This window comes from Aeromonas cavernicola, assembly GCF_002795305.1.
Classification (GTDB): domain Bacteria; phylum Pseudomonadota; class Gammaproteobacteria; order Enterobacterales; family Aeromonadaceae; genus Aeromonas; species Aeromonas cavernicola.
This window is the reverse complement of sequence record NZ_PGGC01000140.1, coordinates 1-11312: the sequence shown is the minus strand read 5'-3', so window position 1 is coordinate 11312 and position 11312 is coordinate 1. Positions and strand designations below refer to the sequence as shown.

Here is an 11312-nt window from a genome sequence, read left to right as displayed (position 1 = left end):
GGTCGAACTGCGCCACGCACCGTTCGCCCTGTGGATCACTGACCTGTCAGTCAAGGACCCCTTCTTCGTGTTGCCAATCCTCATGGGTGCCTCCATGTGGTATCTGCAGAAGATGAGTCCGACCACTATCACCGACCCGATGCAGCAGAAAGTGATGCAATTCATGCCGATCATCTTCACTTTCATGTTCCTCTGGTTCCCTGCAGGTTTGACCCTGTACTGGCTGGTGAGTAACGTCATCTCCATCGCCCAGCAGACCCTGATCTATCGTCAGCTGGAGAAGAAAGGGCTGCACACCCGCAACTAACAGGGTGATGAATCTTCCCTAATGACAAAAGAGGCGGCCTTCGGGGCGCCTTTTTTATTACAATGAGCCCCCTATCAATCCCTTTAGTGAACAGATGAGCCCAGCAAGATGACAACAGATACTATCGTGGCCCAGGCCACAGCCCCAGGTCGTGGCGGCGTCGGCATTGTCCGGGTTTCCGGCCCTGCCGCCGAACAGGTGGCCGAGATAGTGCTCGGCAAGCGCCCGAGGGTACGTTACGCCGAATATCTGCCGTTTCTCGATCAACATGGCGAAGCACTGGATCAAGGTATCGCCCTGCTCTTTAAAGCCCCCCACAGTTTTACCGGCGAAGATGTGTTGGAGCTACAAGGCCACGGCGGCCCCGTCATTCTGGACATGCTGATCCGTCGGATTCTACAGATTGATGGCCTCCGCCCTGCCCGCCCGGGCGAGTTTAGCGAGCGTGCCTTTCTCAACGACAAGCTCGATCTGGCCCAGGCTGAAGCGATTGCCGATCTGATCGAAGCCTCTAGCGAACAGGCAGCCCGCAGCGCCATGCACTCGCTACAGGGACAGTTCTCCAGCAAGATCCAACAACTGGTGGAGAGCCTGACCCGCCTACGCATATACGTAGAAGCCGCCATCGACTTTCCGGACGAAGAGATCGATTTTCTTTCCGATGGCAAGGTCGCTGGAGATCTCTACGCCATCATGGCGGATCTGGATGACGTGCGTGGCGAGGCCAAACAGGGCGCCCTGTTGCGAGAAGGGATGAAGGTGGTCATCGCCGGTCGCCCTAACGCGGGCAAGTCGAGCCTGCTTAACGCGCTGGCAGGGCGTGAGTCGGCCATCGTCACCGAGATTGCTGGCACCACCCGTGACGTGCTGCGTGAGCACATCCACCTCGATGGCATGCCGCTGCACATCATCGACACTGCTGGCTTGCGCGATACCCACGACAAGGTGGAACAGATTGGCATTGAGCGGGCTTGGGCCGAAATCGAACAAGCCGACCGCGTGCTGTTTATGGTCGACGGCACCACCACCGAGGCCGTCGATCCCCATGAAATCTGGCCAGAGTTTGTCGATCGCCTGCCGCCGCGCATCGGCCTCACCGTCATTCGTAACAAAGCCGACCTGACCGGTGAAGATCTGGCCCCCAGCCAAGCGCTGGGCCATGCCGTCTATCGTATCTCCGCCAAGACTGAGCTGGGGCTGCCGGCCCTGCGCGAGCACTTAAAGGCCTGCATGGGCTTTCAGGGCAACACCGAAGGGGGCTTTATGGCTCGCCGCCGCCATCTCGACGCGCTGGAGCGTGCCGCCGAGCGGCTGGTGATCGCCAAAGAGCAGTTGGAGGTCTATGTGGCAGGTGAACTGGTGGCCGAAGAACTGCGCTTGGCCCAAGAATCCTTAAGCGAAATCACCGGTGAATTTAGCTCCGACGACCTGCTTGGCCGGATCTTCACCAGCTTCTGTATTGGCAAGTAAGGTGGTGAAACATCAGCAATAAAAAGCAGCCAGTGAGAACATAAAGCATTGTAAATATTGAGCTTTGTTTTTTTACTGGCTATTCTTGCCTAATCGTATTTCGTGAGAATTTACCCCAAGCGTCCCCCGAACCAACCGCTCGGGGGACAAGGGGTACTCTCGGGGACACCATAAAGATCAGCGTCGACATCCGCGAACCCGACGCCCACGCCCGTTCGATGAGCAAAGCAAGCGTCATGGGGCCAGCGCTTCACGGACCGTCCACGCCATCATCGTGATCGGCCAATTGCTATCTTGGGGCAGTTCTGTCTTTGCGTATCTTGAGACACTCATCTTCTTGGCCTCTACCCAGTGCGCTGTTATCACCAGCTTTCCTAACATCGACGGTGCCACTATTTCAGCGACGCCTTTGTCAGAAAGGTGGGTGTCCCAGATTGCTACTTGCCGTTCTCTTACCCGCTATAGGGGATAAATGTTAAATACCGCCTATGGCGTGTAAATGACACTTACCCTCTACAGCAGGTAAATATTGATATACCTGTCATAGCGTGTAAATTGGAAGAACGCACGCTACCAGGTTGTCGAATCATGAAAGTAACCAGCGCCAAGCAGCTGAGCGCCTGTATCAAGGATGTCAGGCTTTCGCAAAAGCTCTCTCAAGGCAAAGTGGCTGAGAAAGTGGGGATTAGGCAAGACACCGTCTCCAGCTTCGAGCTCAACCCTGAGTCCACCAAGCTGGAGACCCTGTTCAAGATCCTCGCAGCACTCGAATTATCACTGGATATCCAACCCCGCAATGAGTCATCCGATCGTCCGGCATCGGGCTGGAAGGAGGAGTGGTAATGGCCAATCTGGCTGTCTACATGAACGGCTATCGGGTAGGCACATTCACCAAAGCAACCAGCGGTGCCCATCAGTTTCAGTACCATGAGTCCTGGCTGGCACAGTCAGGCTGCCGCCCCATCTCACTCTCCATGCCATTGCGCCATCAGCCCTACCGGGGCGATGAAGCCTATAACTTCTTCGACAACCTGCTGCCGGATAATCCGGAGGTGAGGAACAGGGTTGTAGCACGCTATCAGGCGGCATCAACCCAGCCCTTTGATCTGCTCAGTTGCATTGGCCAGGATAGCGTAGGGGCATTACAGCTGGTTACCGAAGGGGACGATGTTCCTGATGTCAGTCGAATCGACTACAAGGCCCTTTCCGATGACGAACTGGAGCAGATCCTGACCAGCTACAAATCAGGAATCCCTTTGGGTATGGTCAGGGAGCAAGAGGAGTTCCGGATCTCTATCGCCGGGGCGCAAGAAAAGACAGCGCTGCTCTATCTCGATGGCCGTTGGTACTTGCCACTCAACGCAACACCGACAACCCACATTATCAAACTCCCCATAGGCAAGATTGAAAGCCACTCCTACTCGATAGACCTCTCCCAGAGCGTAGAAAACGAATATCTCTGCACTCTGATTGCCAAGGAGTTTGGTCTACCCGTACCTCACTGCTTCATGATGCAGGTTGGCCAAGTCAAAGCACTTGCGGTGGAACGCTTCGACAGACGTTACGCTACAGATCGCAGTTGGATCATGCGCCTTCCCCAAGAAGATTTCTGTCAGGTATTGAATGTTCCGTCAGCACGGAAATACGAGAGCCATGGAGGACCGGGGATCACTGACATCATGAAAACTTTGCTGGGCTCTGCGACACCGGAACAGGATCGCTACCTGTTCATGAAATCTCAGGTCCTGTTCTGGCTGCTGGCGGCCATCGATGGCCATGCAAAGAACTTCTCGGTCTTTATTGAACCGGAAGGGCGTTTTCGCCTGACCCCTTTTTACGACATCCTATCTGTCTATCCAGTGTTTGGCGGCCGAGGCCTCAACGGAAGGGATGCCAAGCTCGCTATGGGCCTCGCAAGCAGCAAGGGAAAGAAGTGCGCCATTGAGCAGATATTCCCGCGCCATTTCTTCCAAACAGCCAAAGCGGTGGGATTTGAGCGTTCTGTTATGGAAGAGATCCTGACAGAACTGGCCAACTCCGTTGATGATGTGATTGAGCGCGTTACCCAGCAATTGCCGGCAGGCTTCCCCAATGCCATCAGCAGCGCCATTCTAGAGGGCCTAAAAGCCCGCTCAGCCAGGCTGATAAAGGGCTGGGATTAAATTGCCGGTATAGGCGTATCTTGGGACACCCATTTGTTTCCATCTTTTTGGCCTTGGCCCAGTGCGCTGTTATCACCAGCTTTCCTAACATCGACGGTGCCACTATTTCAGCGACGCTTTTGTCAGAAAGGTGGGCAGAAAGGTGGGTGTCCCAGATTTCTCGCCGCTGAACGCCTCGCGGCCTACTTGGGCGTGGTGCCAATACAGCGGCAATCTGGCAGCTCTGTACTTGGCAGGCCGAAGCTATCCAAGACAGGGCCTTCGCATATCAGAGCGGTGCTCTATATGGCAGCCGTGGTTGCAAGCAGACATAACCCCCATGTTAAAGCACTTTACGAACGGTTGGTCGCGTCAGGAAAAAGCAAAATGTCGGCATTAGGTGCAGCAATGCGAAAACTGGTACACCTGTGCTTTGGTGTCATTAAAAACCGCCAGCCGTATAACAAACACTACAGCCAAGTATCTTGCTAACACAGACGGTATCTACGGCCCTTCTCACATTGCAGGCGAGGCTCTGGCACTTTGCAAAATTGGTTTGGAGGTGTAGATTGCAGCAATTTACGGTTGTTTAGGATTAGAGAGTGTTGTTTAACAAACATAAGAATAAATTTTATAACCTAGGGATTTTAATGACCATTCAAGTCCAGTAGTATGAATGAAATTTATTTAAACTAAATCTGATTAAACGAATGGCTTAAGCAAAAAAGCAAGGCGGAACATATGAAAATAACACTCCAAAACATTGGTCCAATAAGTAAGTTTGATATTGATTTAGAAAAAGACTTTCATTTGATCTTAGGGCCTAATAATATTGGTAAGTCATATGCCATTACAATTGTTTATTTGATTGTGAAGAATATGATTTCTGCTATTCCGACAAGGCAGTCAAATATATTTCCACAGTATATGGATATGCGTCATATGTATATTGGTGACGCGATGAATATTAACAACAAAAAGATATCTGAGATCGCTGCTGACTTGGAACAACGCCATGAAATGGATGTTACAGAGCTAGTAAAGGAGGATATTGGTAGGTCTATTGGCGACTTAATTATCCATCAGCTTGGTAGCTCACTAAACAATACGTTTTCTTCAATGGATAGTTTAAGTAATAGATTTTCTATGGAAGAGCCGCACATTATTTTATCTGATAAGAATTCATCCTTGGATATAATAATTAAAAATGGTGAGCTGAAGGTTAGTTCATTTTTAACAAAATATCGCTTCTATGTTAAAAGAATAAAGCAAGCTCGTGAACCAGTATTCAATGGCAACAAAATAACTATTTATTATTGCACGGAAAAAGAAAATGAATTTCCATATGTTTATATTAATCTTATAGTTAGATTTATATTTGGTTTTTTGGGCGATGCTATTAAGGGTATTCGTAGCATTCACTATTTGCCAGCTAGCCGGTCAGGTCTTTATCAGGCTTTAAGTGCCTTTGGGCAAATCATTGCTGAATTGTCTAAAAACAGATCTTTTCTCTCAAAAAAAATTGAGCTACCAGGAATATCAGAACCAGTTAGTGATTATTTCATAAAACTATCCGATATTAGGGTTGTTAAGAAAAACTTTGAGGATAAGACTGTTAATGATATTGCAAAAAGCATAGAAAAAGACATTTTAAAGGGTAAGGTAGAGTTTAACCCACAAACTAAGCAGTTGATGTTTTACCCTGATAACACTAACTTAAAACTGGAATTATCATCTACATCATCAATGGTATCTGAGCTTGCTCCAATAGTGTCATATCTCCGATATGTATTAACTGCTTCACCAAGTCAGCGATTGAAAACACCCAAAAAGCATCTAATAATGATTGAAGAGCCTGAGGCTCATCTACATCCAGAAATCCAGATAAAACTCACCGAGATATTTTCAAAGTTGGTTGGTGCTGATGTAAAGTTAATTATAACATCACACAGTAACTACATATTTAATAAGGTCAATAACCTTATTATGTCCCAGCGCATGGATATAAATAAGGTATACTCAGGGGTATTTAAAAATACAACGAGCGGTTCTGTGATGCTTCCCCTTAATGTCGATGAGTTCGGTGTTGATGACGATAACTTTAGTGTGGCAAGTAATATTTTGTTTGATGAGAAAATGGATATAATTGAAACATTAAACAATGATGAAGAAGATGAGGAGCCCTCTCAGGTTAATCAGGGTGAAAAATTATGATTTCAGCTATTTGTGTAAACACAGCATTGTCATCCATACACAAGAATGTAATCAGTGAGCATGGCATATCTGTGGCAATAGATAGTTCATTTTATAATGCCACAGGCGTTTTAGATAGACAGAGTATTGCTAATCTAGCTGTAGATGAATACTACAATTCTCTTGGGTTGGCAAATACCCCCGCTTCTATCGACAATCTTGTTGTAATTAAACGTGGGAAAGACAAATATTCACTTACGCTTATTGAATTGAAAAAAGTTAAAAAATTATCCACCCTTAATTACGACAATATAGTTTGCAAATACAAAACGACGATTGATGATTTTATGAGTGTGAGATTTAATGCCGAGTTTAATAACCCACAGCATAAAATAACAGATTTTAATCTTTGGTTGGTTTGCAATCGTTTTAATTATATGGGTAATGCAATAAGTGATGCTGACTATGAACGCAGGATAAAATCTACGATAGTCGAAAAATTATTGCTTACTAAACCATTCAAATTCAAAGGGCGTATTGCCGCCATTACTCCAATGTTATATGACCATGCGGATATTGTGTAGTTGTGACTAGAATTTTCTTTTAGATGTATGTACGCATTTTTATGCCAATATAATTAAATACAATTTGATGATTGATACAACCAACTCGGCCTAAGCCGGGTTGGTTTTATCAAAAGGCGGGAAAAATCAGAGTGCTTCTAATCTCGCATACGCCGTCACCAGCCACTTGGCGCCGACCTCGTCGAACTGGATCTGTACCCGGCTCTGCTGGCCGACCCCTTCGAAGTTGAGTACCACCCCTTCGCCGAATTTCGGATGGCGCACCCGCTGGCCGAGCTTGATGCCGCTGGCGTCAAAGCTTTGCTGCACCTCGCTTTGGCTAAAGCGGCCGTACTGGGTGGGGCGGCTGACTTGAGTGCGCAGACGGATCTCTTCCAAACACTCGGCGGGCATCTCGCGGATAAAGCGGCTCGGCTTGTGGAACATCTCGCGGCCGTAGATGCGGCGGCTCTCGGCATAACAGAGGTAGAGCTTCTCCATGGCGCGGGTCATGCCGACGTAACACAGGCGCCGCTCCTCTTCCAGCCTGCCCGACTCCTCGGTCGATTGCTGGCTGGGGAACATGCCTTCTTCCACGCCGACCAGCAGCACCAGCGGGAACTCCAGCCCCTTGGCGCTGTGCAAGGTCATCAGCTGCACTGCGTCGGCCTCTTCATCGGCTTGTCCTTCACCGGCTTCCAGCGCTGCGTGGGCGAGGAAGGCGGAGAGATCGCTCATATCCTCCAGCTCGTCCGGGCGCTGGTACTGGCGGCAGGCGGTGACCAGTTCCTCTAGGTTCTCTACCCGCGCCTGGGATTTCTCGCCTTTTTCCGCCAGATACATCGCCTTGAGGCCGGAGTGCTGGATGGCGATATCCGCCTGCTGGTGCAGCGGCAGCAGGGAGACCTGCTCCTCCAGCGCGTCGATGAGATCGACAAAGCCGCGCACCGCGTTGCCGGCGCGACCGGTCAGTACCTTGTCATTGAGCAGTGCCTTGGCCGATTGCCAGAGGTTCTGCCCCTGATCGCGGGCGTTGCCACGCAGGATCTCGAGGGTGCGATCGCCGATGCCACGGGTCGGGGTGTTGACCACCCGCTCGAAGCTGGCGTCGTCGCCACGGTTGTTGATAAGGCGCAGGTAGGCCATGGCGTCTTTGATCTCTTGCCGTTCGAAGAAGCGCAGGCCGCCGTAGATGCGATACGGCATGGCGTCCTGCATCAGCGCCTCTTCCAGCACCCGCGACTGGGCGTTGGAGCGATAGAGGATGGCGCAGTCGGCGAGCAAGCCACCTTTTTCCTTCCAATCCTTGAGGCGGCCGACCACGAAGCGCGCTTCGTCCACCTCGTTGAAGGCGGCATACAGCGAAATTGGCTCGCCCTCGGCCCCTTCGGTCCACAGCTCCTTGCCAAGGCGCTCGGCGTTGTTGGCGATCACGCTGTTGGCCGCTTTGAGGATATTGGCGGTGGAGCGGTAGTTCTGTTCGAGGCGGATAGTCTCGGCCCCCTGATAGTCGGTCAGGAAGCGCTGGATGTTCTCAATCTTGGCGCCGCGCCAGCCGTAGATGGACTGGTCATCGTCGCCGACGATCATCACCTTGCCGCTGTTGCCCGCCAGCATCCGCAGCCAGGCGTATTGGATGCCGTTGGTATCCTGAAACTCGTCCACCAAGATGTTCTGGAAGCGGTCGCGGTAGTGCTCGAGGATGTGCGGCTTGTTGAGCCACAGCTCGTGGGCGCGCAGCAGCAGCTCGGCAAAATCCACCAGACCGGCGCGATCGCAGGTCTCCTGATAGGTCTTGTAGATCTGCTGATAGGTGCGGGTGACGGGGTCGCCGTACAGATCAATGTCGCCGGGGCGCAACCCCTCGTCCTTCTTGCCGTTGATGTAGCCCATCACGGCGCGCGGGGCCCAGTGCTTCTCATCGAGGTTGAGCGCCTTGATAACCCGGCGGATCAGCCGGTACTGGTCGTCGGAGTCGAGGATCTGGAAATCCTGCGGCAAGCCCGCATCCAGATGGTGGGCGCGTAGCAATCGGTGGGCGATGCCGTGGAAGGTGCCGATCCACATACCGCGCACCCCGTCGCCAATCACTTTTTCGACCCGGCCGCGCATCTCGGCGGCCGCCTTGTTGGTAAAGGTGACCGCGATGATGGAGAAGGGTGAACAGCGTTCCACCTGCATCAGCCAGGCAATGCGGTGCACCAGCACCCGGGTCTTGCCCGAACCGGCACCGGCCAGCACCAGCAGATTGCTACGGGGCGCCGCAACGGCATCTCTTTGCTTGTCGTTGAGCCCGTCGAGCAGGGTTGAAACGTCCATCACCACTCCTGTTTATTTATACAGGCGGCGATTATACGGCCATCCCCCTGCCAGACCAAATCCAAACTCGGGGCTATAGGCGCAACGCAAATGGAGGAGAGTGACAGCGAAGTCCAGAAGGGAGGTGGGCGTGTTGAGGGAAGGGGGCGATGGCGACCACCGCTTGGCCGGATGTGGTCCCTCGGGCTGGTCCACGCCGCTTAGTGCAAGCTGATGCTGGGCAGTGCCAGCTTAGCCCATCGGCGCTCGCAGCACCGGTTGCGGCCCCTCGCCAAGCCGCTCGGCCAGATAATCCACCAGCAGCCGTACCTTGGGGGAGAGGTGGCGGTTATGGGGATAGAGCGCCCAAATCCCCTCGGCAGGGGCGCGTAACCCCGGCAGCAGTTCGATCAGATCGCCACGGGCCAGATGGTCGCTCACGTAGTAATCCGGCAGCTGGATGATGCCAATCCCCTTGAGGGCGGCATCCAGCAGGGCATGGCCACTGTTACAGCGCAGCAGGCCACGTACCCGTACACTGTGGGGGCTACCATCCAAGGTAAAGTGCCACTCGTCGCTGTTACCCACTAAACAGATATGGCGGGTCAGCTCAGAGAGGCTGTTGGGCATGCCGTGGCGGGCGGTGTAGGCCGCTGAGGCGCAGACAAAGGGCACCCGCTGCGCCAGTTTGCGCGCCACCAGCGTGGAGTCCTTGAGGTGGCCAAGACGGATCGCCAGATCGTAGCCATCGTGCACCAGATCCAGCAGCTGATTGGTGAGGTTAATGGTCACCTCTAGTTGAGGAAAGCGCTCGATAAAGTCGTTGACCAAAGGGGCGATGCGGCTCTCGCCGTAGGCGACCGGCGCCGTGATGCGCAGCGACCCTTGCGGCACCGCCTGATGGCGCCCTACCGCCAGCTCCGCTTCGTAGAGGTTATCGAGCAGCTGGCGGCAGTGGCGATAGTAGATCTCGCCAAGCTCGCTGAGCCGCACCTGCCGGGTGGTGCGCAGCAGCAGCTTGGCTTGCAGCCGATCTTCCAGCTGGGCCACTTGGCGGCTGACTTGCGCCACCGACAGCCCCAGCTTGCGTGCCGCTGGGGTGAACCCCCCTTGCTCTGCCACGCTGACAAATTCACTGATCCCTTCCCAGCCGAGCATTATTACCTATCTGTAAAAGTGATTTGATATTTGGCCTTATTATCACCAAATCGGCGAGAAACTACACTCTCGGGCTACTTATCTGCCGTGCACCCTGCACAACCCAATTATCAGGAGATCCGTTATGGCACCGCTTCAAAGCATCAAGTGTAAAGCCGCCATCGCTTGGGGCCCCGGCCAGCCCCTCACCATCGAAGAGATCGAGGTGATGCCACCCCAAGCGGGCGAGGTGCGGGTGCGGATCGTCGCCACCGGCGTCTGCCACACCGATGCCTATACCCTGTCTGGTGACGACCCAGAAGGGGTCTTCCCCTGCATTCTCGGCCACGAGGGGGGCGGCATCGTCGAATCGGTCGGCGAGGGGGTCACCAGCGTCAAAGTGGGGGATCACGTGATCCCGCTTTACACCCCCGAGTGCGGCGAGTGCAAATTCTGCAAATCTGGCAAGACTAACCTGTGCCAGCAGATCCGTGCCACTCAGGGCAAGGGGCTGATGCCGGACGGCACCACCCGCTTCTCGAAAGATGGCCAGCCCATCTATCACTACATGGGCACCTCCACCTTCAGCGAATACACGGTACTGCCGGAGATCGCCATCGCCAAAGTAGACCCCGCCGCCCCGCTGGAAGAGGTCTGCCTGCTCGGCTGCGGCGTCACCACCGGCATCGGCGCCGTGATGAACACCGCCAAGGTGAAGGAAGGTGAGAGCGTCGCCATCTTCGGGCTGGGCGGCATCGGCCTCTCGGCAGTGATTGGCGCCCGTCTGGCCAAGGCGGGCCGGATCATCGCCATCGACATCAACGAGAGCAAGTTTCCGCTTGCCCGCAAGCTGGGTGCGACCGACTGCATCAACCCCAACGATTACGACAAACCGATTCAGGAAGTGATCGTCGAGCTGACCGACGGCGGCGTCGACTTCTCCTTCGAGTGCATCGGCAACGTCAAGGTGATGCGAGCGGCGCTGGAGTGCTGCCACAAGGGCTGGGGCGAGTCGGTGATTATCGGCGTGGCCGGAGCGGGGCAGGAGATCAGTACCCGCCCGTTCCAGCTGGTGACTGGTCGGGTCTGGCGTGGCAGCGCCTTCGGCGGGGTGCGCGGTCGCAGCGAATTGCCGAGCTATGTGCAGCGCTATATGCAGGGTGAGTTCCGCCTCGATGACTTCATCACCCACACCATGCCACT

At 53.5% G+C, this 11312-nt stretch carries 10 protein-coding genes; 8 read left to right on the top strand and 2 right to left on the bottom strand.

What is annotated here, in order from left to right:
- From yidC to CUC53_RS14645, 7 genes are all read left to right on the top strand, one after another.
- The coding region (gene yidC / locus CUC53_RS14675; protein ID WP_157798288.1) for a membrane protein insertase YidC at positions 1-307 on the top strand (307 nt) is incomplete at its 5' end.
- A 108-nt stretch (positions 308-415) separates the two neighbouring features.
- The gene (gene mnmE, locus CUC53_RS14670) at positions 416-1777 is read left to right on the top strand and encodes a tRNA uridine-5-carboxymethylaminomethyl(34) synthesis GTPase MnmE (protein WP_100294843.1); all 1362 of its coding nucleotides are present in this window, start codon (positions 416-418) and stop codon (positions 1775-1777) included.
- A 588-nt stretch (positions 1778-2365) separates the two neighbouring features.
- Positions 2366-2620 carry a helix-turn-helix domain-containing protein gene (locus tag CUC53_RS14665; protein WP_100294842.1) on the top strand — a complete coding sequence of 85 codons (255 nt, stop codon included), beginning with the start codon at positions 2366-2368 and terminating at the stop codon, positions 2618-2620.
- Positions 2620-3939 (top strand): type II toxin-antitoxin system HipA family toxin, encoded by a 1320-nt coding sequence (locus CUC53_RS14660; RefSeq protein ID WP_100294841.1) that lies wholly within the window; start codon positions 2620-2622, stop codon positions 3937-3939. Before CUC53_RS14665 ends, CUC53_RS14660 begins: the two co-directional genes overlap by 1 nt.
- A gap of 96 nt (positions 3940-4035) precedes the next feature.
- Positions 4036-4410, top strand: coding sequence for a transposase (locus CUC53_RS14655; RefSeq protein WP_272896767.1), 375 nt, complete (start codon positions 4036-4038; stop codon positions 4408-4410).
- Between the two features lie 249 nt (positions 4411-4659).
- Positions 4660-6132 (top strand): AAA family ATPase, encoded by a 1473-nt coding sequence (locus tag CUC53_RS14650; protein WP_100294840.1) that lies wholly within the window; start codon positions 4660-4662, stop codon positions 6130-6132.
- On the top strand, positions 6129-6695 hold the full coding sequence (locus tag CUC53_RS14645) for a hypothetical protein (RefSeq protein ID WP_100294839.1): 567 nt from the start codon (positions 6129-6131) through the stop codon (positions 6693-6695). Before CUC53_RS14650 ends, CUC53_RS14645 begins: the two co-directional genes overlap by 4 nt.
- Before the next feature lie 126 nt (positions 6696-6821).
- On the opposite strand, the gene uvrD is transcribed toward CUC53_RS14645, so the two are convergent.
- A complete protein-coding gene (uvrD, locus tag CUC53_RS14640; protein ID WP_100294838.1) occupies positions 6822-8993 on the bottom strand; it encodes a DNA helicase II in 2172 nt (723 codons plus the stop codon).
- 231 nt (positions 8994-9224) lie between these two features.
- Entirely contained in the window at positions 9225-10130 is a 906-nt protein-coding gene (locus CUC53_RS14635; protein ID WP_100294837.1) for a LysR substrate-binding domain-containing protein, read from the bottom strand.
- Between the two features lie 124 nt (positions 10131-10254).
- Here CUC53_RS14635 and CUC53_RS14630 point away from each other — a divergent pair.
- Positions 10255-11312, top strand: a 1058-nt coding sequence (locus tag CUC53_RS14630; protein ID WP_100294836.1) for an S-(hydroxymethyl)glutathione dehydrogenase/class III alcohol dehydrogenase, incomplete at its 3' end; no start/stop codon positions are given.